Origin of the sequence: Longirhabdus pacifica (assembly GCF_004115085.1) — a bacterium.
Classification (GTDB): domain Bacteria; phylum Bacillota; class Bacilli; order Paenibacillales; family DSM-105158; genus Longirhabdus; species Longirhabdus pacifica.
In genome coordinates, this window is the sequence record NZ_QXJP01000002.1 from 1 (window position 1) to 24,341 (window position 24,341).

Below are 24,341 nucleotides of genomic sequence, written 5' to 3' on the forward strand. Positions count from 1 at the left end.
CCACTCTCATAAAGTTTTACCATCTGTTGTTTAAATTCAGGTGTAAATGTTCTTCTTGTTCTTTTGGTCATTGTAGAACTCGCTCCTCTAATATATTAATTCTAGTCTACTTGACCTTAATTTTTCTGTCTAGCTAAGTGTAGCCGATCCAGCTTTTTTAGAAATATATCATCACATGATCGTTGCGCTTATCTAGCTTAACAAAAAGTTATGAAGAAAATTTGAAGAAGAAATACACAAAATAAAAAATATTAAAAACCAATGATATAATGGTAAAAAATAGTGGTTGGAGGCATGCTGATGATAGTCAGAAAATTGATAGTTTATTTGCTTTTGCTTGTTATACTCTATCACCCTTATGTAAAAGGGGAAGTTTTCGCAGCGGAGAACAACGTGCATGTTTTTATGGACGGACAAGAAATCCATTTTAATGTTCAGCCTACAATGAAAGATCAAACCGTATTCGTTCCAGTGAGAATGTTTGAGAATCTAGATGTCACCATAACTTGGCATCCTGAACACGACATCGTGTCGATCTCAAAAGAAGAGGATGACATGGAACTTATCATTCCTATTGGTAAGAATGTTGTCATTGTGAATGACGAGATCATCACGCTATCTTCTCCTATTGAAATGATAGACGGGAACACGATGGTACCTGTTCGCATTGTCGGAGAATCTTTAGGTGTACTGATCGGATGGGATGAGCATACGAATACGGTCATCATAAGCACTACCGCAATTAAATTTGCATATGACGATGAGTTTAAAATTTTAGGTGTTTCTGGAGAAAATCAAAGTATTATCATTCATTATGAAGGAGGAAACCTTATAGATGAGATAAGATTAACACATGTCACTACGATGGATGAACAAGCGTTGCATTATACGCAAGCTTTAATAGAAGATCCGTCCTTTTACATGGATATAGAAGAACATGATATTAGAGATGAAAAAAATAATGTATTAGGATATATTTTTCTGGATGATGGAACGTTTATAAATGCATTATTAATATCCGAAGGATTAGCTAAGTTTGATGCTTTTTCAAATAATTCCACTTGGAATGCACTTTTTGAATTTCTACAAACAGATGCACAGCAAAATAAGAGAGGTATTTGGTCAGATGCAGATAATAATGAACAACAAGAGTAAGTGGCTATAGACGTAAAATAAGAAAGTAACTAAATGAAGGAACTAAGGATTTTCATACCCATGATGAAAAAGATGAACTGGCTTAGGTGACTTTTTCGGTACGAATAAATTATAAAAAAGCCAAATTCCACATGCAGCTGAGTGTCCGGAACTTGGCTTTTCACATTAGAATCACATTGAGACTGTTTTGCAATACATCATGGTGTAACTTTCTTGTTGTTATTAGTTTTTCTCATCAATCCAGCTATTTTAATGACGAGAACAATAACTACCCATCCTAAAGCTGCTCCCATCGTATTTAATATCACATCATCAATATCGAATCTTCCTATCTGTAGCATGAGTTGTAAGACTTCTATACTTAAGCTCATAAGCATAGAATGAAGGACGACCCTTGAGCCTTTTTGATATTTTGCAAATAATAAAGGTAAGAAAAAGCCAAGTGGCATAAAGATGAGTATATTACCTAAGGTGTTGTTTAAGACAATATCAAAATTGTATCGATGGTATTCTAGTATGTATGTAGATGTATTTTTAAAAGGGATAAGGTTCATGTTGTGTTGCCATACAGCCATATCCCAGTAGCCTTTATTTTCTGGGTAAATATAAAAATAACGCAATCCATTCATATTTAATAACCGCTTAAAAATTAACTGAAACAAAGCAACAAACGCATATAAACTAAACTCAGTCCAAGTGACGATTTTTATCATTTTCGCATAGGGCGATAGTGAATGATTAATCCCTTTACTAATTTCATTTTCATTTCCGAACGATTGTATCGCTTGTAGTATGGCTTCGTGCTGTGAAAAGCCTTTGTCCTCATACTCTTGTTGCAACAAAAGCAAGTGATCTTTCATCTCGTCGAACATTTCTTCTTTCTCTGCCTCACTGCAATCTAATGGTTTCACAATTTGTCTTATGTAAGATTCCATCCTTTTGTCCATGCTGTTCCCTCCCTTGTAACATGAATTAAGTGGTTCACTTTTTTCCACTCTTCCATCTTCTTATTTAATTCTTCTTTGCCGCTAGCTAAAATACGGTAATATTTCCGTCTACCACCTCGTTCAACATCTCCCCAATACGATTGAATCCATTCTTTTTTTTCTAAACGCTTTAAAGCAGGATACAACGTGCCTTCACTCATGATGTAGTTGTCATTACTATTTTCTTTTAAACTCTTGGCCATTTCATAGCCGTACATATCTTTCCTTGCTAATAAAGAAAGAAGTAAGATGTCGATACTTCCCTTCATTATTTCTTTGTCCATAATAACCAATCACCTCCTACATATTTCCATCCCGATTATAACCATTGTATATCAATGTACATCGTATTACAAGGTATAGAATCAAAAAATAAACAAGCCAAACTTTAAAGGGGAGTTGCACCCAAAGCTAGCTTGTTGTGTATATCAATCCATTCGCAATGCTATTTTTCTATCTTCTTTTATCTTTTACTATATACAGGTTGATCTAAGTGCAAAGCAGCTTGTTTATTCTCTTTTACTTGCTTCGTAATAAAAAAGCACATGAGCAATACAATCACTATCAGCACATAGGGTGACGAAAATAATAAAATCCCAAACAGTACGATACACATGATGGTTATCATTATTTTCACCTTTTTAGAGGGAAACAACTTCCACGCTGCAAGTAAACATACCAAAACGTTACTAATAAAAAATGCATCGGCGATGGCTACTAACTGTTGTACATGTAACACATCAAAAAATATAAAAATAAATACAAACATATGAACAGTAAATAACATGATGATCCCTGTGATGGGAACAGCATTCGCTGTTTTATATGTAAATATTTTAGGCCATTTATTTTCTACGCCTGTACTGTGAATCAATCTAGCAATCCCACCAATAAATAAGATGACACCCGTTAAACATAAACTCGGCGCAACAATACCCATGATCACATTGGCTGCGCTGCCAAACAAAGGTTTTAAAACGGCTGTTACTGTTATGTATTCACCTTGGATGTCAGACCACTGTATCGCTGCTGCAACGATCAAACAAACAACAGTAATCGTAATTGTGCTAAAAGTAATCGCTCTTGGAATGGTTTTACGTGTATTCTTCACCTCATTACTGTAATTTCCAATCACTTCCCACCCTACTACCATCCAAAATAACAGTAGAAGACTACTGCCAAAGGAGGATAAGTCAAAACTAGTATTCATGGAAACCAGTTTAGGTTCTAATACAAGGGATACTAACCCTCCACTAAATAACAAAATAACGGAAATAGAAGATAAAATAAAAGACAGCTGACCGACAAAAGAAACATGTCGCAACAAAATAACAAGGGAAAGTCCCATCAAAACAAAAGCCGTCCATTCCGTTGATAAAAAAGGATTAGGAAGAAATTGTGCTGCCGTCAAAAGTACCGCAATAGGACCAAAACAAACAGCACCGATAATAAAAAACGAAGCTAACATTCTAATTTGTTTACCAAATACAGCTTCTATCGCTTGTGTAACCCCAGCATCCCCAGGGAACTTCATACTTAATTGTCCAAACAAATATGCAAAAAAGCAGTTTACGATCATGATAATGACCCAGGATAAAATCGCATACTCCCCTGCGACCTCGTAAATGAGCGGCGGTAATATAATAATTCCAGAGCCTAAAATAGGTCCGATAATAAGTCCACTTAATTGTATAGCATTCAATTTCTTCTCTTTTACTGTGTTCATGGTCATCACCTCATGTTTCATAGCTTATCATAGACGTTACTATCATCGTTATATATAATTAATGATAGTAATAATCGAAAAAGGTGATAGTAGATGGATATCGACATATACCGTACATTTATTGAAGTTGTAAAATGGAAAAATTACAGTAAAGCGGCAGAACAACTCGGTTATGCTCAATCTAGTGTAACGACCCAAATGAAAAAACTAGAGACATATTATGAGGCTAAAATGTTTGAAAGAATTGGTGGAAAAATGCAACTAACGTATGCAGGTGAAAACCTATACACATATGCACTCAATATAGTCGGCTTAGAGAATGAGGCGAAACAGCGTATACGACATACAGATGAATGCTCTGGTTCTCTTTCTATTGGAACGGTTGAGTCCCTTGCTACATTTGAACTCATCAAATATTTTAAACATTTTAATCATGAATATCCGCGTGTTACTTTTTCTGTTGAATCTAATTTATGTAAGTACTTATACGAAGGAGTGCGACATGGTACATATGATTTAGCTATCGTTATGGATGAATACCGTCCACACGATAAAGATCTAATAAAAATTAACATGCGAAAAGAAGAAATGGTTTTGGTTGCATGCATGGACCATCCTTTATGTAACTATGACACTGTAAAAATGGCAGATTTACAAGGTGAAACGTTCGTATTTGCTGAAAAAGATTGTTCCTATCGTACGATATTTGAAAAAGCATTAAAAAATAATGGGGTTCATTACAGTAAATCATTAGAATTTAATAGCATCGAAGCCATTAAGGAATGTGTAAAAGCGGGATTAGGTATCTCGTTACTGCCTAAAATAACGGTGGTTCGTGAGCTGAATGAAAATCAATTAGCTTGCGTTCCCGTAGAGGAAGCAAACATGGAAGTATTTTCGCAAATCGTCATCCATAATAAAAAATGGATCTCTCCTATCGTGGAACGGTTTATTCAACTTCTAGTGCCAGATTTCAATATAAAAGATACTGCTATTTCCGATTTACTTCATTAACTTCCTACATTAAAGTAATCAAAATATTTAAAAACGAAACGATTCTTTATTTTTGAGAGGAATCTGAATCCATGACATGATCAAAGTAATGGAGCTGTTATTCACTCCATATTTTTATTTCCTCCTCTCCCCTTTTGCACATAGCATTGTCATAACCCTATATTAAATTCACATTGCTGTCGTCATAATCATATCGAAATCCATCTTGTTGCACGTCATTTGTTTTTTCTTCGGTATGTTGTTGATGTTGTTCATTGTCGCTATTCGTTAATGTCGACGCACTAGTGTCATGATCCATCTTACTTAACACTTGGCGATATTTATTCAACGTATCTTCTTCAACTTGATACTTTAGCGCTGTATGCAAAGCTTGTTCAATAATATGGTAATCTTCACTGTTCAAAGTATGGCTCACCGTAACCACCTCCCATTTGTTCGCTTTTCTTAATTTGCTATTTCATGATATTTTATATACATCTGTATTCTTATTTTGTCTTTTATATTTTTTATCTTTCAGTTACAAATCATGTTAGTTGGCTGTTTTTTTACTCACACTATAAATAATCGCATTACATTCTTTATTAGTGACAATAACTGTCACTATGGTCTGTTATATTAGTTATGGAACATACACATAACGGAAGCGAAAGGAAGATAAAAGAATGAACAATATGCATGACAAGAAGCAGAGACCTTTGAAAGATAAAATAGCAGTCGTTACGGGTGCCACGCGAGGCGCAGGGCGAGGAATTGCCATGATGTTAGGTGAAGCTGGAGCTACTGTATATGTAACGGGAAGAACGACGAAAGGAAATGTTTCTCCTATGGGTAGAACGGAAACCATAGATGAAACTGCAGAATTGGTAACAAAAAAAGGCGGAAAAGGTATACCGGTCAAGGTCGACCATACGGTAGAAGAAGAAGTAAAATCACTATTTCAACGCATTGACAAGGAACAAGACGGTAAATTGCATATTTTAGTGAATGATGTTTGGGGTGGTGATCCATTAACGGATTGGAATGCATCGTTCTGGGAGCATTCATTGCAAGATGGTTTACTAATGCAAAAAAATGCTGTTCACTCTCATATGATAACGAGCTATTATGCTGCTCCACTCCTTGTGAAAAATGATAAAGGATTAATTATTGAAATAACAGACGGTGTCGATTACAACTATAGAGGTAACTTATATTACAGTTTAGCCAAAATTTCTGCCATCCATTTAGCACAGGCCATGGCAAAAGACTTAGAACCTCATCACGTCACTTGTATCGCATTAACCCCTGGATTTTTAAGATCAGAAGCAATGTTAGAGCTTTTCGAAGTGACAGAAGAAAACTGGCAGGAAGGTGCGAAAAAAGACCCTCACTTTATCGCATCCGAAACCCCATTTTTTGTCGGAAGAGCGGTTGCCGCTTTAGCAACAGATCCTCATGTTCATCGTAAAACAGGTACAGTAACAAGTTCATGGGAATGTGCTAGAGAATATGGTTTTACCGATGTAAATGGTCAAACACCAGACTGGGGTAAACACTTTGAAGAGCACGTTTTAAGTAAAGAAACCTAAAGTTTATAAAAAAATGCACATCTAAAATAGAGAGACGAATCAACGGAGGAGCACATGTCAAAATCACAAAGATTAATTGAACTCATGATGACAGTCAACAGAATGAGAAAATTTACTGTAGGTGAACTAGCTGACCAATTCTCAGTGTCAAAACGTACCATATTAAGAGACTTGCAGGAGCTAAGTGAACTCGGTGTACCATTGTATTCTGAAGTAGGGCCTCATGGTGGATATCAAGTGATAAAAGAAAGCATGCTCCCTCCTATTGCTTTTAAAGAAGCAGAAGCGGTTTCCATCTTCTTTGCCATTCACGCTTTACGTCATTATGCTTATTTACCTTTTGAGGAAGAAGCAGAAGCAGCCTTACAAAAATTTTATCTACATCTCTCAGGTGATATTAGAGATGAAATCGATCAAATGAAAAATCGTATAGATTTTTTTTCACCGCAAAGGCAGTATCCTTTTCCCCATCTGCCTCTACTCTTACATACATCTATAAAGCAACAAGTCATCTGCATTCAATATGACGGATTAGAACGGACGACAAAAAGGCACATACAACCTATAGGCGTATACGCTCAAAATGGCTTGTGGTATTGTCCGGCATATTGCTTCGAACGTGAAAGTATTCGTGTATTTCGCTGCGATCGAATTTTAGATGTGGAGATAGATACGTCCGGAATAGAGTCAAAAGAGTTGCAGCATGTTCATTTGGAAAATTTCTATTCCTACATGCAAAGAGACGCAAAGCAAGTGGAGTATATGGTGGAGCTGACTAAAGAAGGCGTTCGTCGTTGTGAAACAGATATAAGATGGAAACAAGATTTGTACAAATATGATCATGGTAGTGGTTATTTAAAGGGAAGTCTCCCTGAGAGTCAACTTTCTTTTTTTGCTTCTTTTTTCATGAGCTTAGGTTCAGAAGCTAAAGTTTGTGAGCCTGCACAATTAGTGAATGCTATGAAAGACATGATTAAAACATTAATGCAGCAATACGACCTTGAATGACACTACGAAAAGGAGAAAGCATCACATAGTATCAAATGCTTACCTCTAATGTAACAGAAATGAGCAAAAATTATATAATGCACTCTCCTTCTCCTCCTACGAAAGCAGTACTCAGGTTACACCTATTTACCGATGTTGTAATAGGTGTATTCCTTTATCATTAACATATAAACAAATGTATTTGCTCATTCAATTAACCCGTCAAGTCATCCATACCATGATGGTTTGAAATGAATGCCACTATGAATGCCATTTTAAAGTGGGAGTGATAAAAATGAACGTAGAACAATATTTAAATCGAATTAACGTAAATACATTACACGATGACCCATATACTAATCTTGTACATCTATTAAAGCAACATGTATTTACAGTGCCATTTGAGAATTTAGATGTAATCAGAAAAGTTCCTATTACACTGGATTTACAGCGTATTTACGAAAAAATTGTGCATCGTCATCGCGGTGGATTCTGCTACGAAATTAATGGACTATTTCATTGGCTGCTGAAAGAACTGGGATACAATGTAAAAAGAATTGCTGCCACAGTGAAAAAAAATAAATCTGAGTGGTACAAAGATCATACTCATTTGAGCAATATCGTTACTTTGAACCAAAAGGAATATGTAGTGGATGCCGGGGAACGTTACAAAGTTACTAAAATGAACGATATGATCTATTATGTGCAAAGATACGATGAAGAAGAAAAAGAATGGTTGACATCTTATAAGTTTACTACGGAGGAGATAGAGTTTTTATTTTTCGAAGATATGTGTAAGTGGAACCAAAGCCCAGCCTCACCATTCACACAAAAACTAATCGTTACATTGAGCAATGAACATGGAAGAGTATCGCTTACAGGGAAAGAAATCATTACAACGATAAAATGGCTTGAAAACTAAAAAATCTTATCCCATAGAAAAAAGAGCATCATTGTTAAAGCAACTTTTTAACATACAGCTGCATGATCCCACTATTACACAAATACAGGTGTAAGAAGTTGTCGTGGGCAGCATCGTATAAGTGAATGAAGAATGTTTAAGCTTCCATTCCATTTCAATCCTTAACCTATAGCATATTACAACGACATCTTATCTTACATTATATGTAAATTTGATTTTTTATATCTATCTATTTGAGATTTTATTATTGGATGATGCTCATTTTAATGTAGTTTTGATTGACCTTCATATGTTGTGTACGAAAGAAGTAATGAACTTTGTTAGAACGAAATTTTAAACCGTGCAAACACGTTTAGTGATAAAACGCTTTGTATGGTCGCCATACTGTGATATAATCGCTGTACTATATTGGTCTATGGAGCTGAGTTGTGATATGCCTAGGAAACATGATCCTGTTGAAAAAGAAAGTACGCTTGGTCATCTCATTAAGGTGCAACAAGTCATTGATTTTGTTGTGTTGTCAGAATTGAAAAGTGGGAAGCAATTTTATGTTAGTGAATTGGATCAAAAAATTGCGGAAGCATTGGGCGGTGTTGGTGTGAATGATTCGTATTTAAGTGCGAGGCTCAAGAAGCTATATGAAAATGGACACGTTGTGCGAGAATGGAAAGGAGACGACCGTTACAACCGTTACTATCAAATTACGGAGGATGGCCAGGCTTATTTAAACATGATGTTAGATGATATAGCTGAACGCGCCAAACTTGCGCAAAAAGTATATTCTAATTTTGAAAAATACATAAATCAAGCTTGAATCGTTGATTACTTAATAGTTTAGCAGTTAGAGACCTTGAAAAACTTCATCATAGAAGCTTTCAAGGCTTTTAATTGTTTTTATTACATATGTGTTTAAATGGATTTATACAAAAAAGTACATATATTTAGCCTTATTCATTTTGTTCTGTACCGTCAATAATTTTGTGTGTGTAAATGGAAATGACTTTGCATGCAAAAATCTTTCGTTACTGATTAAACATTATTTTGTAAGTTGATACTTGCCATTTAACCATTTTGTAATGATCATTGTTGCAAGACCCAATATTAAGTATACGTAGCCTCCCGCTTCGATTGCATATCCAAAAGGAGGAACCATTCTAGCTAGAAAGATCATACTTAGAAGTGTAATAGCTGCCATGAAAAAGATAAATAAAAAATCTCTAACTTTATTTGATACTTTGTAAACAGACTGTTGCAGCCATTTGAAAGTCAAAAAAACGAACAGAAAAATAATAACACATGTTATTAAAAAAGTAACGAACACCGTTCCTATGTAAACTGTCTGATTACTATCTTTAAAATATAGTGTGATAATACTTCCTATCCCATTAATGATAGCTATCAATGCTGCTAGCTTGAGTAAGAGGAAGCCTATAAAAAACGCTCCACTTTTCCATGATTCTTTTGGTAATTGCTTGATCATTTCATCGCAATAAGCTGAGGGATTGTTTCCAAACACATCTTCTGCAGATTTTCCTTCATGTTGCGCATGGATGATATGATCTAAAAGCTCCATTAATAATTCTTCTGATTGTTGTTCTGAAATTACTATACTCGTTCGAATGTAGACTAACATTTTATCGTAATATTCTTCATTTTCTTTTATCAATACTTTACGCTTTTTGTTATTTAATTGGATTAACGCCTTAGCATTCATCGAGCATTCCCCTATTCAATAATTTATCCACAGGTTTCTGAATATTTCTCCATTCTTCTTGAATTTCTAACAATGCTTTTTCCCCATCATTTGTAAGTTGGTAATATTTTCGTTTAGGCCCTGATGGAGAAGCACGCATTTCGCCTTTAATTAACCCCTCCTTTTGAAGACGAAGTAAGATTGGATAAATAGACCCTTCACTAACGTCGTTCAATCCAAATAGTTGGAGCTTTTGTGATAATTCATAACCATAAACCGTTTCTTTGTCAATAATAGATAAAATGCAGCCCTCCAAAATCCCTTTCAATAATTGACTTCTCAAAGACATTTTCCTTCATCCTTATCACTATATTGTAATACAAGGTAGAACTTCTTAATTAAGCTATCTTGCAAAACCAGATAGCTTAATCATTATTTATATTACCTTATCTATCGTAATTCATCAAGCCAATTCTGATGTAGGTGATTTTTCCATTTTATTTAATACCTTTTCCATTATAAGTTGTCTTTCGGTCTTAATAATTTCTAGAGTGTCATCAATACTCTGCCCATTTAACAAAGTTTTTCCAAATTACTGCTCCACTAATGACATGAAATTAGGAAAAAACGATTGTGGTAATTTTTAAAAACTCTTTAATCCTTTGTTTTCAACTGAGTTAGACATACTTCATCACGTTATATCCCTATTTTTCATCCATGATGTTGCAGCCACTCTTGCAATAACTTTTGCTCTTTCGTATCTTTCAACCCTGCGAAGCGCATTTGATCTGTCGGTCGTGTCATGTCCCATTCCCATGTGTCTCTAATCGTTTCTGAAATCGGTCTTAAAGTCAGTCCTTTGGCTTTTGCCTTTTCATTACTTACTTCCATGTAGTGGGTCATATGAGCGGTCTCACCTTGCTTTGGATTCCATAAAGGCAGCTCGTCCCACGGCATCACTTTCCGATCTAGTAAAAATTCATGATCCATCCAAACAAATTGTGCATCACTGTTCGTTATTTTTTTACATTCATTTAAAAAGTGTAGAAAAGAAATGGGATGCTCTGGCCCCATGCAATTATAAGCTCCTGTGTGCTTCTGTTCGATCGTGTGGATCACAAATGCAGCTAAATCCCGAACATCAATAAACTGAACAAAATCATCAGGCTGACCAGGTACGAGTACTTTTCCTCCTTTGTGCACTCTAGTTGGCCAATACGTAAAGCGATCCATAGGATCTCTAGGACCTACGATTAATCCCGGGCGAAAATAAATACCTCTATTGGGCATTACAGATTCTATAGCTCTTTCAGAAAGCACTTTTAACTCTCCATAATATTGTCGAACATCTTCCGATGTCGGATCTTCCAACTCTAGTAATGGTTCATCTTCCTTTTTGTTTGGATACAAATAATCTTGGTACACGGACACCGTCGACATAAATGCATATACGTCAACAGCATCTTGTAAACATTGCGCTGTATGCGTGACGCTTTTCGGTATGTAACCAGGTGTATCAATGACCGCATCCCACTTCCTTCCCTTCAAAGCAGATAAATCTGTGTGACGATCTCCTATTAACGTTTCCACTTCTGGAAATGCATCTACATTCGATTGCCCTCTGTTGAATAATGTGACTTCGTGTCCCGCTTTTAGTGCCGCATCCACAATATGATACCCAACAAACACCGTTCCGCCAATGACTAATAACTTCATTTCCTCTTCCTCCTCCATTGTGTTCATGTACGACATGCTTATTTTAATTGCTGAATGTATTTCACTAAACTGTCTATCGTAGACAAATGTTCTGGTTGCAAATCTTCCATATCAAATTCGACCATGCATTTCACTTCTATATCCAGTAACAAAGAGACAATACCAGAAGAATCAATGCCCAGTTTTTCAAACAACTCGTCCTGCTCTAATAGTTCATTTTTATTTACTTTTAAATAATCTGCGATGACTTGCTTCACGATTTGCACCGTCTGTTCTCGTGTCATATGACTCACCTCATTTATTTAATACTATAAATAATTAATAACATTAATAATTTAAAACCCTTGATATGACTGATCTTTTCACGGATTAGCTTTCTTTTTATTGTTCTTTTCTAACTGTATTGCTCGAAAAAAAACAGATTGAGCTCCTCCGTAGTGACGTTCTTCTAAACACTTTTTCCATTCCATTGCTCGCTGCTTATATTGATCTTCCATCATATACATACAGAGCTGATATAAATGGTCTGGCGTAAACGTCCCAGGTAAAACATACTCTCCTATCCCCATCTCATACACTTGTCTAGCATTAAACTCTCGTTCCGTATGCGTTGGTATAATTAAAGAAGGAACACCATGCTGTATAGCAGCTAAACAACTACCATGTCCGCCATGATGAATATATAGCTGGAAATGTTGAAGTTGGTCATCATTAAAATAAGGAACAAGCGTCACATTATCAGGGATAGATTGTTGCATGTGGGAAGGGAGGGTTTCCGAAGTTGCTAAAATCACGTTGACTGCTTTTTTTGCAAAAGCATGGATAACAGACTCTATAATGTTCAGCCCAGTTAAACCAGTTGAATCTTCCATTCTGCCAGGATAAATGAGAATATTGGGCTTGTCTTCTGCTACCGCATGTGAAGTGTTTTCATGCATATTCATGGAAATCGGTCCAACATATACGACATCATCATGTTGTACCGGGTCCAGTTCGGGTATACTCGGCATAATATTGACATCCGCTTTATTCAAATCTTCTATTTTATCAATACTTGGCAACTGATAATCACTTAATATTTCATTGATCACCGGTGTAACCATCGATATGTTTCTAGGTATGCTACCCCAATGATATAAGGCTTTCCCATCTGGATGGAGACACGATTGCGTAATAGAGATGGCAGGAATACCTAGCACTTTTGCGGCAATTAATGTATGTGGACTTAAATCCGCGATAACGAAATCTACTTTCTCTTTTTCTAATAAGGCAATACGATCCCGTATCCAAGCTGCTGTAAATGCTTTATCCAACAACCCCATCTGAGCAAAATAATGATCCAAATGATAAAACTGTGACTGCGGACGTAAAGCATAGGCTCTACTAGGAGCTACTGTCCCTTCATCAGGGAGTATCCCATATCCTAACTGCTTCAATATGTTCAAACTATACTCTCCGTAAGCACTAAAGCTAACCTGCACCTCTGCTTGCTGAAAGTAGTTTGCAATAGGGGCTGTTCGCATAATAGGTCCCATTCCACCACTTAATCCAATAAAAACATGTCGCATATAGTTCACCGTCCCCCTGCTAATTCTTTCAAGTCTTGAAATTGTTGCCACTGTTGCGGTGTACCGATAGGATGACATACATCCACTTCATGGATCATAAATGTATATCCTTGTTGGACTAGTGTATTGTATAGGGGAGCTACGTAGTATTCTCCGAGCACTTTATCTTCTCCTTGTATCATTTTTTGGGCAGCTTCAACGAATAACGAGGTGGAACTAAAATGGTAACATCCCGTCGTCGCATAAGGAGATATCACTTCCTTCTCCTTCACGGAAAGGACGTTGTTTTGACCGTCGACTTGCACGTAACTGTACGCAGGATCTTGCGAAGGAAAAACAGGAATGATGCCATCGCAAGATTTGTTTTTAAAAACATCGGTGTTCATTACAGAATAAGTGTCACCGTTATATATCAAAAGCGATTCATTATCATGCAGTAATGGTGCGGCTTTTAACACGGTAGCTGCTTGTCCTTCAGCTACTTGATCTAAAGAAATAATTTCAGCATGACTACAGTATTGCAAAATGATGGATTGCAAAGGAAAGTGGGCAAGGTCTCGTTCTAAACATACAAAAACAACATGGTGTTGTTGAATGATCGGCTGAAGACTATCTAATGCCCAATAAAGCATGGGTCTCCCTCTTGTTTCCACCAACATCTTAGGTACTTGAAAACCTGCTTGCTTAAACCGCTTCCCTTCTCCAGCGATCGGAATAACAATATTCATGGCTCCACTCCCTCCTCTCTATTGCTCCAAAGCTTGATACAGCAACTTCGTGCCAAGCCCGTACATCACGAGCTGTCTTGCTGGTTGATCCACATGAAGGGGAACCATAGACAAAAACAATAACGATTCAATGACCTTTATTTCATGTAAAGGAACAGGACAAAGCTCGTCCCACATCTCTTTCCATTTTTTATGTTCCCAATGTTGACATATCCCATATTCCATGTTGTTATCGTGCTGCATCACGTAAAAGCGATCAGAAATAATATGTTCGTATCCACTCAAACTATGTCTGACTTTAGCTACATCATATCTTCCATCCCCATATATTCCTGGTAAGGCAAAAGAACCCCTCGGATCAATCATGATGATTTTTTCCCCTTCTTCAGCCGTAAACAAATTCGAAAAGCATAAGTCCCCATGAATCAATTGCGGAACAGGATCACGGAATAAAGAAGCTAAAGAAGCTTGATTTTGCTCTAAAAAGGTGAGAGGGCACGGATAAGGGTGATGATTAATCACTACTTTCCCTTTATCGTAAATTGCTTTTGCCCATGCTTGTTGTTGTAAAAGCTTTCGTAATCGTGTTAACGTTTTTTCGATGTACATTTCAAAGAGATGAGTAGAAGTAACAGAAACCTCATCATACGCTGAGAAATCTCGATAAACCGACAGTAAACGCGAGAAAAAGCGTTCTTTCTTGTCCCAATCTGGATGCTGCAAATACGTTTCATGTAGTGTCTGGTAAGGCACGTATTCCATCGTAATAAAGACGTTACCATCTTCTAAACTATAGTTTTCAATTGTAGGAATGTAATGGTGTAATGCGGAGGGAAGGTTGAGATACCAATTAATCTCTTGCTTTAGTTTTTGCTCATCTGTGCTTCGTTTCGTAATACACCCAGATGTAGAATCATACGTAATTGTATTGAAATACCTTGCTTGTATAGGATTCACCATCGCTATTCAGCACCTTTATTTATGATAAACGGTTCCATGAATTGCAGTGATCTAGCACATAATGGTTGTAATTGATCACGTTCAATTTCATCCATTTCTAATGTAAGCCATGCTGTGAAATCTTTTTGTTTTAGGAGCTGGAATAAAGAGAAGAAGTCGAAATTCCCTTGACCAAGTGGAACGAATTTTACTTTTCGTTGGATTTTTTTATTTGGGACAGGGTTTATTTTTACATAATCTTTGAGATGAATAGCAAAAATGCGGGGAAAATAGTTTCGTATGAAGGACAAAATATCTATATTAGCCTCGGCTAAGTGGCCAATGTCTGGGATAAGTCCAATGTGGGATGCTACTCCATCCATGACGGCATCTATTTCTGATTTCGTGAAAATGCAATGACCGAAATGAGGGTGTATTGCTGTTTTAATTCCTTTATCATCATACCGCTTGGCAATTTCATTGATCATTTGCATGACATGTTGCGCAGTTTCCACAGTATGAACTTTGTTGTATTTCAGTCCTGGACCTAATATGACAAGGGGAATTTGACTCTTTGCAAGCATGGAAGCAAGTCGATCGTGATGCCAATATATCTCCCTCCGGCGACTCCAACTATCGAAATGACCGAATTCAAATACAGCGGACACCTGTAATTGGTATGAAAGCAAAAGCTCTTTCCATGCTGGTATGTCACGTTCATACTTCCATAACAGATTACTTCCTACCTCGATGTGATGTATATTATTGTCCTGCATACAGGCCATACCTTGTTGGTGTTCACTCCCCCAAGGGCTTAATTGGCATGACAATTTCATCTTAATGTGATCCCCTCCTATGCCATTCAATCTAGCATGTTGGGCTCATTTTATCATGCTGTATTCAGCTTTTCTCGGCTTAGCTTTCTCTTTGTAGGAAGTAAGTAGGAAGGAAATCATTAGAAGCAAGACAAATTAATATATTTCTTTGGCATCAGGAGGTAGTTGTCTAATATGGTGAAGAAATTGGGTCATGTTTGCATCGTCTTGAATTGAATAAGTAAAATGAAATTGCTTCGCTACATGTTTGGATAATATACGAAACAAATCACATGCAACAAATAGAGCATTCCACATACGTTGATAGTCTCCATCACCATACGTTTGTTCGTACATTTCCCAGTAATCTGCTGGTAAATACTTCTTATAGTACTTACCCATCTTGCCTGTTGAGACTTGAAAATCATATTGTATTCCAATCCACCAGTTGACCATTTTATCTAAACTGTCTCTTGTTGTATATTGAAACATTAGCGATGCATACGGAAGCTCATCACGCCATATACCTTTCGCAACATTTTGAGAACACCACCAAAAATTATTAATACAACTCTCAAACTCTCCTGCTGCCGGCTTTTTCACATAGTAATCTATTTCGGTAGGAGATGATATAGCTGGCAGTATGTTATCTTTGTCCAGCAATGGAACAGTGAGCTTATCTTTGCCGTATTCATGTAACATATCTGCTTTTGTCTGCATCCGCAAATCTATACGATTTCCATCTGTAAACAACATTAAATATGTATAAGTACGTGAAAAGTCTTTTTCTTTCCCTATACCTTTATCTAGCTTGTCTGGTTCTTGTACCATTAACAAATCTCCAAATATGCTAATCCAACCAGTATCTTTTATGAAAGACATGGTTTCTGTGACAACAAACACCACATCATAATCTTGAAAAATATCTTTAGGAACGTTAGGATTCGTTCTTGATCCATTCATATAGACAGCTCTGATTCTCTCATCTTGAACTGCCACTTTATGTATTAAACTCATTATTTCTTGTTCGCTTCTCAATTCGCTACCTTCTTTTTTATATGATATTTTGAAGACATTTTCTTTATTTTTTTAAAAAATTAGAAACCGATTATACAATATTACTTAGATATTAATCCAATTTTTTTCAAATTTAATCTAACAAAGAGTGGAGCGGCTACACCTAACTAGACAGAAAAATCACATTCAAGTTTACATGAGTTATGTTAGCGGACGTAAATAGGATTAACGAAATATATGCATGACCGAACATTTATTCTGCATGCACTACACCGGGACTTTCTTGAAAATGATAAATTTAAATTTAATCTTTCTCTACATGTTTGGATCTTGAATCGGAAAACCCATCCTTATATCCACCAATTTGAATTACACTTGTTTTTGTTACCCTATATTCATATTCAATATGTTTTTCATCATTAAAAATTACGGTTATAGGAAAAAGTGGTGCTTTTGCTAATTTACCTTCAATGCTAAAAATTTCTTTTTCAGTATATCCTTTTTCATTTAGTAGATAGCTTTTTATTTTTTGTTCATCATGATAAATTTTAATTTCTACGTACAAAAATGGACTCATGGCCAACAAAACAATTAAAAGAATCAAAATGTATTTCATACCTGTTTTTTTCATATTCCACCTCCTCTACTTGAGGAAAAGAAAGCCAATTACTACTGAAGATGCTGACTCAGCTCCATAAATATACATTCATTAAAATAATATGTAAGTTTTACTTGAATTTTTTTAGTAAGAATACTAGAAGAATAACAGGAATGCTAAAAATAAGAATCATAATTAATATACCAGCTATGCCAATGTTACTAAGCAAATTTAACACCTCTTATCATTTGTGAATTTGTAACTAATGTTGCACAATTAGAGTTAACAGATTAAATAGTGTATACTTGTCCATACTTGGTGCTTTATGTTTCATAAATAATATTTATTACAATATTAAAAAAATATTATTTATGAAACTAAATGAATAGATTGATATTAATGTATATTTTACCAATTAGAAAATAAAAAAGTATTGATCATTTAGTCAATACTTTCATAATTATAAAACTATTCAACAAAATAAACCAAACAATAATTTTAAATTTGAAATCATTAAATATACTTAATTCTTTCATTTTTTTATCTTGGATCAAGCTCGTAATTTAAGAACTTAATTTGTTTATCGTAATTATTATTTAAATCTGAATTAATAGAACCGCTAAAAATCAAAATAACAGCCAATAGAATTGTTCCACAAATTTTCTTCATCTTTATGTTTTCCTCCTTAATTTTCTTCGATGATTTTTGCTGCGACATTTATTAAATTTAGGTGTATAGTATTGAGTTGATAATTGTTTTTTATACAAGAAGAAATAATATGATGATAAATTGATGCTATTTCTTTATAATTTCGTAAGAATGTATATACTTCTAATGCTTTACCATAACAACTTAATGCTTCATCTAAATAGCCTTGATTCATTTTAAAATTACCTTTGTATAAATGATATTTCCCAATCTCTTTATATTGATGAGAAGCTGGGGACTGTGTTGGCAAGTATTCATCCTCTTTTTGAATCAATTTTCGTATACTATTCAAATCGTTCAAATCTATATAAATATTAAATAATTCATTAACGCAATGTATTTTTTGCTCTTGTTTGATTTCTTTATAACATTTTTCTAGTAAAGGAATAGCAGTATTGTATTCCTTTTGCTTAGCTTTCATATTTGCGTATGTCATACTAACAAACTCTTTAATAAAATTATACTGATATTTTTCAAAAATATGCAAGTGTTTTTCTACTTCTTCATATTTTTTTAAGTCGAAATATGCATTGATCATTGTACCGTATGCTCTGGCTTCTAGCTCAGATGGCTTGGATGTAATTGCAAGTCCACATTGAGTGAGTTGAATTGTTTCCTCATATTCTTCCAATGCATAAGCTTGAAAAGACATCTTAAAATAAAATTCTCTTTTCTCTTCTTTTTCTAAAAAATCAATATAATGAAGAATTTCTTTTCCTTCATGATAAGTTTGTTTATCTTTTTGAATGTCTAAAAATTGTATAAAATAAACTTGCAACAGCCCTTTTGCGATATATGGTGGTATTCCTCGTAACCTGGCGTATTCTGCTATCGTTATGTATAGTATTAACTGTATCTCACGATCTTCTAGCTTTGATGTGAACTGAAACAGGGAAGACAATGCATCTTCTGTTTCATGTCGATCTGACTCTAAGTATTTCAGAGCTAATTTTCGAATTAGTTTCTCATCAAACTCAATCTCTGTCGTACTTTTTTCAAGTAATTCATGGAGTATGTGTGGTCGATCTTCTACATTGACATATCGGTCAATAATGAGGCGATAAGGAATACTTAGCGCATCGGCAACCGTAAATATCGTCTTGAATTCAGGTCTTCGCGTATCCCCTTTTTCTATCTTACTAATAACCCCCTTGTTTATTCCTAGTTCATCTTGAAGTTGTCCCATTGTCACTTCGTTTTTTTCCCTATATTGTCTGACTAACTCCCCCAACGTATCCATTTTCATATACAACACTCCATTTATCAGACCAATTATTTGTTAACATTATACTAATAAAGTTATGTCGAAGTAAGGTGATTATTGTCACATCTATTAAAATTATTGGTAGAAATATTAAGGAATAGGTAAAAACATGAACTAGTTCTTCACTTTTATCACCTTACATGCAAGTACAACAAGTCCACTGACTAAGAAAAACATGTATTAATGTATAAAATCGTATTTGTATATGGATTCAATTCCATCAATCAAAGCGCTTAAAGTATATATCGTATGCATCACCTGTTTCATGAATAGTTAAATTTATCCTTTTCCATAAAACTGTAGTTATGCTAACCACAGAAAGGGAGTGCATAAAATGAGCTTCAAACAAAAACGATATAATAACGCCATGAAGTCTATCATAGTGGATCAATACCATGCGGGAGCTTCCGTCAATGAATTGAGCCAAAAATACGGAGTAAGCTCAACAGCAATTTATGTTTGGAAGAAAGCGTATACACAAGATAACGGTGCCTCTATGGCATCATATGATAGATTAGAAAAGATATTAGTAACGAACCCGAATGTGCCTATTAAAAAGTTATGTGCTTTTCAAGCTCATTACATGAATCAATCTTTGTTGTTTTTATTTGGCAGTATGAGAAGAAAATATTTGACCATCGTTAACACGATACAATTACAGGCCAGAAGCAATGTTTTAAGTACTATTTTATCATTAAGTTACAACGATGTGTTGCGTATGGACAATATGAATGAGAGCTTTATACATTATTTTATCCATCATCTAGCTGATATTGCTATCTTTCCCCCAAGTCAGGTGGATAGATCTCAATATTTAACTATAAAAGACTTAATGTCTGCATTCGAATCAAATGAAAAATATATTGTGGATCAACTGGAGAAAGGAAGATTCAAAGGCGCTTTTATTTTGGATGGTGAATGGCTCAAGCCAAGGTATTAACAGACGAACACCTTTTTTATTCGGTATTGCTTGTCTATCTATGACTGGATATAATAACCATATATATCATGATGTTAAATGAATGACATGCGTGAAATAAAAAAAGAGAAATCACTGTAAGGAGTGAGTCATATGCCAGCTAATAGATTGGAACACCACCAGCCAATTATAAAAGGATATCTGTTTTACGCTTTCCCCCTCAGTATTATCGGATACAACGAACAAACAAGTCCTTGGATACTAAGCAATTTTATTCAGACGAATTTAGAAATGGATTACGCTAATTCTCCTATCCCCTATACTTTATTCTCCTTTGATTTCAAACAATCACCGTGGCTCAAAATGGAAAAAATAACAAGAAAAACGTTACACCATGTACAAAAAGATATGTTATCCACTTTGAAGTATTTTATCGATGAGCAAAAATATATTTACCTTTATTTAGATGAGTACTATATACCGAGAAGGAGAACGTATCATCAGTCTCATTTCCTACATGAAAACTTAATTTTTGGTTATGACGATGACGCTCAAACGTTTGATGTGCTTGGCTATGATGAAAAGATGATTTTCAAACCGATTCAAATATCTTACGAGGCATTGATGCAGTCGTACAATTCCGTGGAAGACATCATGCATGCCAGTATGGATCAGAACACCTATAGTGATAGTTTCGATGTATTCTCCACTATTACTTTATTTGAACGAAATCCACATGCATCTTATGCATTTAATTACAAATTAGTTCGAGAGTCGCTGACGGAATATTTGAATGGAAGCAATTCCTTCGAACGATTCGCCTCGATCAAACAACCTCCTTCTCATTGCGTATATGGTATGGACTGCTATTCCTACATAGAAAAATACTTTCGATCCTTTTTAGCAGGTGAGGTACCGTATGACATCCGATTTCTGCATATTCTATATGAACATAAACTATTAATGACAAAAAGAATTCAATATATTCACGATCATAAATGGAACGGTGCTCACGGTAACTTATTAGTACAGTGTCAAGAAATAGAAGATTTAGCATTAGCGATGCGTAATTTATTTGTGAGGTATTCACTTCATAACCATTCCAAATATGTTACTAGTATTCTTGATAAATTGCAGCAAACAGCAGAAATGGAGAAGGATTTTCTAGAACAATGTTTAACGGAAGCTTTCTAAGCTTTCACCATTGTTCCCTTTACCCTTCTCCATTGCTTTATCACGCAGTGGTTTTACTGTTTAAAAATATCGTTTGCTCTTGACTAACACCTAATGTATCTCTGACCATGCGACACAGTACACTGTTCAATGCGCATTCTACATAGTACTGAAAACCAGCTGCGTGCAAATGCTCCATAATCTGCAACCACATCACAGGGGAACGCAATTGCTTCACGACTTTGGATCGTATCTCTTCTCCTCTCGTCTCTACCTTACCATCTACATTCATATAGATAGGGATGGAAGCATCGGAAAAAGTGATACTTTTTATTTCATTGTAGTATTGCTCTGATGCCGCTTGCATGAGGGTGGAATGGTATGGACGATTGACTTTAATCGGCATGAATTTCATATTTAATCCGGTAGCAATGTGTTCGAAGCGATCTAGCCCTTTTTGCGTACCCGCGATGGTCACTTGCTTGCGAGAATTGTAGTTTGCAATTTTAACGTATCCATTTTGGATGGAAGCACATATGTTTTCACACATGTCCATAGGCATATTTACAGCTGCCATGCCGTATGTTCCATCTTGTAGATGGGATTCAGAAGCTAAAACTAACTGCTTCACAACCTCAAATGCATCAGGTATCGTGACCACATTAGCAGCTGCTAATGCCGCATATTCACCAAGCGAGAACCCAGCTAAAGCTTGAAAGGAGTATCCTTCCTTCAATGCTAACGTATAGGCGCACAAATCTATTGTCAACATGCTAGGCAAAGAATACCATTCCCGCTCAAATATTTCTTCCTGTCCGTGAAAACATAAGTCTGCCATATCATATCCCATCACGTCACTGGCGGTTGCAAACAATTGTCGACAATCTTCGTCACGATCGTAAAACTCCTTGCCCATTCCAATATACTGCAAACCTTGTCCTCCAAAAAGACATGCCATTTTCTTATTGTTTATCATTTAGCAACCTCCAAATTTTTGTAAAACTCAGCTTGCGTTGTGTATAGCCTTTCATATTCTCCCCTCTCTCGCATCAGTTGCTCGTGACTTCCGATTTCGATAATCTCACCCATTTTCATCACGATGATACGATCACAAAAACGACAGCTAGACATGCGATGAGAAATATACACCGTAGTTTTATCTTTGGTTAGTCCAGAGAAATTGGTATAAATTTCGTATTCCGCTTTTGGAGAGAGCATCGCTGTCGGTTCGTCCAGTACTATAAAAGGAGAGTCTTTAAACAACGCTCTTGCAATCGCTAATTTCTGCTGCTGTCCCCCAGATAATTCTACTCCTTCCTGATGGAATAAACGTCCCAATTCCGTATGGAGATGGTGTGGTAGTTTCTCTATCGTATCTTCTAAATTTAAGTCTCTGATGATTTCTGCAATACTTTCATCTGAATATTCATTGTCAAAAACAATATTATGCAGCAATGAGAAGTTGAGTATATTAAAATCTTGAAAAACGGCCGTAATATAATTCGTATAGTCGTCAAAATGAAGGTCATGAATGTCTGTACCGTTGATTAAAATTTTTCCTTTAGTCGGTTTGTATAACCTTAACAGTAGCTTGATTAATGTCGTTTTACCTGCACCGTTCTCCCCTACAATCGCTAACTTTTCACCTGGGTTTATCGTGAGGTTGATATGCTTGAGTGTATATTCTTCTTGATTCGGATATTGAAACCAAACATCAACGAACTCTATTTTTATTGAAGTTTTAATTTCCTGTTTAGGGTCTATACTCCAGTTACTATCTTGGGTGCTTTCATCATCTTGTTGCTGCGCTTCATTTAACGTAACGGTTTGTAAATATTTAAAATAGGTGGATAAATGCATTCCCGCTTTCTGCAAGGAAATAATACATGCCGTTATCCCAAACAAGGCATTGACGAATACACCTAAACTCGTCATGTATACCACAATCTCCGACAATGAAATGACAGCGTTATACGCAAGCCATCCGATGTAGAAATATACACCGCCATTGACGATAACTTGAAGCGTATTCGAAATGATATTCATCCATGTAAAAGCATGAACGGCTTTGGTGACATCTTTCTTCACTTGTTTGAAATAATACTGCATCTTATCTTCAATCCACTGCCCTAATTGATTCATTCTCATCTCTTTCGCATAGGCGAAATCGGTAGACAATTCTTGAAAGTAACCAATGCGACGACCAATATGAACGAGGGAGTTGCTCCACACATTGAATTCTTTATGCGAAGCTATCGTATTTAAAATTAAACTCACAAAATACGTCAGTAATAGCACGATAAAGATGACAGGACCAAGTGTGAGTAGAATAGCGATGACACCAAATAACTGCAATGTATTGACGATGAGTTGTTTGGAATCAATAATTGTGTTTTGCAAATCCATAAAATGAGCTTGTCCAGGATAAAATATTTCCATGGCTTTTTGTCTATCGTCTATCATTTGCGGATCTTCTATTTGTTGATACGATAGATTCATCGTTTTCAAATTAATTTCTTTTAAAAACTTCGTCTTGAAACGTAAAATCTTTTTCTGTTCATACGTCCAAAATATGCTGTCCAAAGAACGGATGATAAATTCAATCCCACACATTAAGCCAATAAGCAGCAAAGTTTCAGGCAATCTTGCTTGCCCGGTTAACTCATCAACAATCCATTTTAAAAATAAAATGCCGTTAAAGGGATGAATCACTCTCATCGCGATTAAAAGCCCACTGATTACAACGTATAGCTTATCGAAGGTCCATATTTTTTGATATAAACGGAATATGTTATGGAAGTAAACCATCATTTCTTTTGTTAATGCAAGTAATTTGCTCAAGCGA

Annotated in this window: 26 protein-coding genes; 8 read left to right on the forward strand and 18 right to left on the reverse strand. The window is 35.6% G+C overall.

Annotated elements, in window-relative coordinates; genetic code table 11:
* Window positions 1-300: 300 nt before the first annotated feature.
* Window positions 301-1,155 carry a stalk domain-containing protein gene (locus tag D1Z92_RS01480; RefSeq protein WP_164931391.1) on the forward strand — a complete coding sequence of 285 codons (855 nt, stop codon included), beginning with the start codon at window positions 301-303 and terminating at the stop codon, window positions 1,153-1,155.
* 197 nt (window positions 1,156-1,352) lie between these two features.
* Here D1Z92_RS01480 and D1Z92_RS01485 read toward each other — a convergent pair whose 3' ends face one another.
* The 3 genes from D1Z92_RS01485 to D1Z92_RS01495 all read right to left on the reverse strand — a co-directional run bounded on the left by D1Z92_RS01485 (window position 1,353) and on the right by D1Z92_RS01495 (window position 3,867).
* Window positions 1,353-2,102, reverse strand: coding sequence for a VanZ family protein (locus D1Z92_RS01485; RefSeq protein ID WP_128893883.1), 750 nt, complete (start codon window positions 2,100-2,102; stop codon window positions 1,353-1,355).
* A complete protein-coding gene (locus D1Z92_RS01490) occupies window positions 2,075-2,425 on the reverse strand; it encodes a PadR family transcriptional regulator (protein ID WP_128893884.1) in 351 nt (116 codons plus the stop codon). The genes D1Z92_RS01485 and D1Z92_RS01490 overlap by 28 nt, the downstream gene beginning before the upstream one ends.
* 179 nt (window positions 2,426-2,604) lie before the next feature.
* Entirely contained in the window at window positions 2,605-3,867 is a 1,263-nt protein-coding gene (locus tag D1Z92_RS01495; protein WP_164931392.1) for an APC family permease, read from the reverse strand.
* Between the two features lie 93 nt (window positions 3,868-3,960).
* On the opposite strand from D1Z92_RS01495, the gene D1Z92_RS01500 reads away from it, so the two are divergent.
* On the forward strand, window positions 3,961-4,881 hold the full coding sequence (locus D1Z92_RS01500) for a LysR family transcriptional regulator (protein WP_128893886.1): 921 nt from the start codon (window positions 3,961-3,963) through the stop codon (window positions 4,879-4,881).
* Window positions 4,882-5,038: 157 nt separating this feature from the next.
* Here D1Z92_RS01500 and D1Z92_RS01505 read toward each other — a convergent pair whose 3' ends face one another.
* Window positions 5,039-5,296: a hypothetical protein gene (locus D1Z92_RS01505; RefSeq protein WP_128893887.1), complete on the reverse strand. Its 258-nt coding sequence runs from the start codon at window positions 5,294-5,296 to the stop codon at window positions 5,039-5,041.
* 256 nt (window positions 5,297-5,552) lie between these two features.
* On the opposite strand from D1Z92_RS01505, the gene D1Z92_RS01510 reads away from it, so the two are divergent.
* From D1Z92_RS01510 to D1Z92_RS01525, 4 genes are all read left to right on the forward strand, one after another.
* Window positions 5,553-6,449: an SDR family oxidoreductase gene (locus D1Z92_RS01510; RefSeq protein WP_128894110.1), complete on the forward strand. Its 897-nt coding sequence runs from the start codon at window positions 5,553-5,555 to the stop codon at window positions 6,447-6,449.
* A gap of 54 nt (window positions 6,450-6,503) precedes the next feature.
* Complete coding sequence (locus D1Z92_RS01515) at window positions 6,504-7,457, forward strand: helix-turn-helix transcriptional regulator (RefSeq protein ID WP_128893888.1); 954 nt, start codon at window positions 6,504-6,506, stop codon at window positions 7,455-7,457.
* Window positions 7,458-7,731: 274 nt separating this feature from the next.
* The gene (locus D1Z92_RS01520) at window positions 7,732-8,358 is read left to right on the forward strand and encodes an arylamine N-acetyltransferase family protein (protein ID WP_128893889.1); all 627 of its coding nucleotides are present in this window, start codon (window positions 7,732-7,734) and stop codon (window positions 8,356-8,358) included.
* A gap of 433 nt (window positions 8,359-8,791) precedes the next feature.
* The gene (locus D1Z92_RS01525; RefSeq protein ID WP_128893890.1) at window positions 8,792-9,172 is read left to right on the forward strand and encodes a PadR family transcriptional regulator; all 381 of its coding nucleotides are present in this window, start codon (window positions 8,792-8,794) and stop codon (window positions 9,170-9,172) included.
* Window positions 9,173-9,394: 222 nt separating this feature from the next.
* Here the strand turns inward: D1Z92_RS01525 and D1Z92_RS01530 are convergent, their stop codons facing one another.
* The 12 genes from D1Z92_RS01530 to D1Z92_RS01580 all read right to left on the reverse strand — a co-directional run bounded on the left by D1Z92_RS01530 (window position 9,395) and on the right by D1Z92_RS01580 (window position 19,386).
* The gene (locus tag D1Z92_RS01530) at window positions 9,395-10,072 is read right to left on the reverse strand and encodes a DUF1129 family protein (protein ID WP_128893891.1); all 678 of its coding nucleotides are present in this window, start codon (window positions 10,070-10,072) and stop codon (window positions 9,395-9,397) included.
* Window positions 10,062-10,400, reverse strand: a complete 339-nt coding sequence (locus tag D1Z92_RS01535; protein WP_128893892.1) for a PadR family transcriptional regulator — start codon at window positions 10,398-10,400, stop codon at window positions 10,062-10,064. Before D1Z92_RS01535 ends, D1Z92_RS01530 begins: the two co-directional genes overlap by 11 nt.
* A gap of 362 nt (window positions 10,401-10,762) precedes the next feature.
* The gene (locus tag D1Z92_RS01540; RefSeq protein WP_164931393.1) at window positions 10,763-11,767 is read right to left on the reverse strand and encodes an NAD-dependent epimerase/dehydratase family protein; all 1,005 of its coding nucleotides are present in this window, start codon (window positions 11,765-11,767) and stop codon (window positions 10,763-10,765) included.
* Between the two features lie 38 nt (window positions 11,768-11,805).
* Window positions 11,806-12,051 (reverse strand): acyl carrier protein, encoded by a 246-nt coding sequence (locus tag D1Z92_RS01545; RefSeq protein WP_128893894.1) that lies wholly within the window; start codon window positions 12,049-12,051, stop codon window positions 11,806-11,808.
* A gap of 78 nt (window positions 12,052-12,129) precedes the next feature.
* A complete protein-coding gene (locus tag D1Z92_RS01550) occupies window positions 12,130-13,335 on the reverse strand; it encodes a glycosyltransferase (RefSeq protein WP_164931394.1) in 1,206 nt (401 codons plus the stop codon).
* Between the two features lie 5 nt (window positions 13,336-13,340).
* The gene (locus tag D1Z92_RS01555) at window positions 13,341-14,063 is read right to left on the reverse strand and encodes a glycosyltransferase family 2 protein (RefSeq protein WP_128893896.1); all 723 of its coding nucleotides are present in this window, start codon (window positions 14,061-14,063) and stop codon (window positions 13,341-13,343) included.
* Window positions 14,064-14,081: 18 nt separating this feature from the next.
* Window positions 14,082-15,023 carry a protein kinase family protein gene (locus tag D1Z92_RS01560; RefSeq protein ID WP_128893897.1) on the reverse strand — a complete coding sequence of 314 codons (942 nt, stop codon included), beginning with the start codon at window positions 15,021-15,023 and terminating at the stop codon, window positions 14,082-14,084.
* A 2-nt stretch (window positions 15,024-15,025) separates the two neighbouring features.
* Window positions 15,026-15,838 carry a sugar phosphate isomerase/epimerase family protein gene (locus D1Z92_RS01565; protein WP_128893898.1) on the reverse strand — a complete coding sequence of 271 codons (813 nt, stop codon included), beginning with the start codon at window positions 15,836-15,838 and terminating at the stop codon, window positions 15,026-15,028.
* 135 nt (window positions 15,839-15,973) lie between these two features.
* Window positions 15,974-16,855, reverse strand: coding sequence for an aminoglycoside 6-adenylyltransferase (locus D1Z92_RS01570; RefSeq protein WP_128893899.1), 882 nt, complete (start codon window positions 16,853-16,855; stop codon window positions 15,974-15,976).
* Window positions 16,856-17,138: 283 nt separating this feature from the next.
* The gene (locus tag D1Z92_RS01575) at window positions 17,139-17,465 is read right to left on the reverse strand and encodes a DUF3139 domain-containing protein (RefSeq protein WP_128893900.1); all 327 of its coding nucleotides are present in this window, start codon (window positions 17,463-17,465) and stop codon (window positions 17,139-17,141) included.
* A 507-nt stretch (window positions 17,466-17,972) separates the two neighbouring features.
* Entirely contained in the window at window positions 17,973-18,101 is a 129-nt protein-coding gene (locus D1Z92_RS17680; RefSeq protein ID WP_276318854.1) for a hypothetical protein, read from the reverse strand.
* A 16-nt stretch (window positions 18,102-18,117) separates the two neighbouring features.
* Window positions 18,118-19,386, reverse strand: a complete 1,269-nt coding sequence (locus tag D1Z92_RS01580; RefSeq protein WP_128893901.1) for a helix-turn-helix domain-containing protein — start codon at window positions 19,384-19,386, stop codon at window positions 18,118-18,120.
* 352 nt (window positions 19,387-19,738) lie between these two features.
* Here D1Z92_RS01580 and D1Z92_RS01585 point away from each other — a divergent pair, with 352 nt between their 5' ends.
* Together D1Z92_RS01585 and D1Z92_RS01590 are read left to right on the forward strand one after the other, a co-directional pair.
* Window positions 19,739-20,344, forward strand: coding sequence for a transposase (locus tag D1Z92_RS01585; RefSeq protein ID WP_128893902.1), 606 nt, complete (start codon window positions 19,739-19,741; stop codon window positions 20,342-20,344).
* Between the two features lie 132 nt (window positions 20,345-20,476).
* On the forward strand, window positions 20,477-21,517 hold the full coding sequence (locus D1Z92_RS01590; protein WP_128893903.1) for a hypothetical protein: 1,041 nt from the start codon (window positions 20,477-20,479) through the stop codon (window positions 21,515-21,517).
* 40 nt (window positions 21,518-21,557) lie between these two features.
* Here D1Z92_RS01590 and D1Z92_RS01595 read toward each other — a convergent pair whose 3' ends face one another.
* Both D1Z92_RS01595 and D1Z92_RS01600 read right to left on the reverse strand, forming a co-directional pair.
* Window positions 21,558-22,472: an ACP S-malonyltransferase gene (locus D1Z92_RS01595; RefSeq protein ID WP_128893904.1), complete on the reverse strand. Its 915-nt coding sequence runs from the start codon at window positions 22,470-22,472 to the stop codon at window positions 21,558-21,560.
* Entirely contained in the window at window positions 22,469-24,337 is a 1,869-nt protein-coding gene (locus D1Z92_RS01600) for an ABC transporter ATP-binding protein (protein ID WP_164931395.1), read from the reverse strand. Before D1Z92_RS01600 ends, D1Z92_RS01595 begins: the two co-directional genes overlap by 4 nt.
* Window positions 24,338-24,341: the final 4 nt, after the last annotated feature.

Coding starts and splice junctions, on each gene's coding strand:
- D1Z92_RS01515 (WP_128893888.1), top strand. CDS start 6,504: ATGTCAAAATCACAAAGATTAATTGAACTCATGATGACAGTCAACAGA.
- D1Z92_RS01580 (WP_128893901.1), bottom strand. CDS start 19,386: ATGAAAATGGATACGTTGGGGGAGTTAGTCAGACAATATAGGGAAAAA.
- D1Z92_RS17680 (WP_276318854.1), bottom strand. CDS start 18,101: ATGAAGAAAATTTGTGGAACAATTCTATTGGCTGTTATTTTGATTTTT.
- D1Z92_RS01595 (WP_128893904.1), bottom strand. CDS start 22,472: ATGATAAACAATAAGAAAATGGCATGTCTTTTTGGAGGACAAGGTTTG.
- D1Z92_RS01590 (WP_128893903.1), top strand. CDS start 20,477: ATGCCAGCTAATAGATTGGAACACCACCAGCCAATTATAAAAGGATAT.
- D1Z92_RS01500 (WP_128893886.1), top strand. CDS start 3,961: ATGGATATCGACATATACCGTACATTTATTGAAGTTGTAAAATGGAAA.
- D1Z92_RS01540 (WP_164931393.1), bottom strand. CDS start 11,767: ATGAAGTTATTAGTCATTGGCGGAACGGTGTTTGTTGGGTATCATATT.
- D1Z92_RS01530 (WP_128893891.1), bottom strand. CDS start 10,072: ATGAATGCTAAGGCGTTAATCCAATTAAATAACAAAAAGCGTAAAGTA.
- D1Z92_RS01545 (WP_128893894.1), bottom strand. CDS start 12,051: ATGACACGAGAACAGACGGTGCAAATCGTGAAGCAAGTCATCGCAGAT.
- D1Z92_RS01555 (WP_128893896.1), bottom strand. CDS start 14,063: ATGAATATTGTTATTCCGATCGCTGGAGAAGGGAAGCGGTTTAAGCAA.
- D1Z92_RS01550 (WP_164931394.1), bottom strand. CDS start 13,335: ATGCGACATGTTTTTATTGGATTAAGTGGTGGAATGGGACCTATTATG.
- D1Z92_RS01565 (WP_128893898.1), bottom strand. CDS start 15,838: ATGAAATTGTCATGCCAATTAAGCCCTTGGGGGAGTGAACACCAACAA.
- D1Z92_RS01585 (WP_128893902.1), top strand. CDS start 19,739: ATGAGCTTCAAACAAAAACGATATAATAACGCCATGAAGTCTATCATA.
- D1Z92_RS01560 (WP_128893897.1), bottom strand. CDS start 15,023: ATGGTGAATCCTATACAAGCAAGGTATTTCAATACAATTACGTATGAT.
- D1Z92_RS01490 (WP_128893884.1), bottom strand. CDS start 2,425: ATGGACAAAGAAATAATGAAGGGAAGTATCGACATCTTACTTCTTTCT.
- D1Z92_RS01525 (WP_128893890.1), top strand. CDS start 8,792: ATGCCTAGGAAACATGATCCTGTTGAAAAAGAAAGTACGCTTGGTCAT.
- D1Z92_RS01495 (WP_164931392.1), bottom strand. CDS start 3,867: ATGAACACAGTAAAAGAGAAGAAATTGAATGCTATACAATTAAGTGGA.
- D1Z92_RS01485 (WP_128893883.1), bottom strand. CDS start 2,102: ATGGACAAAAGGATGGAATCTTACATAAGACAAATTGTGAAACCATTA.
- D1Z92_RS01575 (WP_128893900.1), bottom strand. CDS start 17,465: ATGAAAAAAACAGGTATGAAATACATTTTGATTCTTTTAATTGTTTTG.
- D1Z92_RS01480 (WP_164931391.1), top strand. CDS start 301: ATGATAGTCAGAAAATTGATAGTTTATTTGCTTTTGCTTGTTATACTC.
- D1Z92_RS01535 (WP_128893892.1), bottom strand. CDS start 10,400: ATGTCTTTGAGAAGTCAATTATTGAAAGGGATTTTGGAGGGCTGCATT.
- D1Z92_RS01520 (WP_128893889.1), top strand. CDS start 7,732: ATGAACGTAGAACAATATTTAAATCGAATTAACGTAAATACATTACAC.
- D1Z92_RS01510 (WP_128894110.1), top strand. CDS start 5,553: ATGCATGACAAGAAGCAGAGACCTTTGAAAGATAAAATAGCAGTCGTT.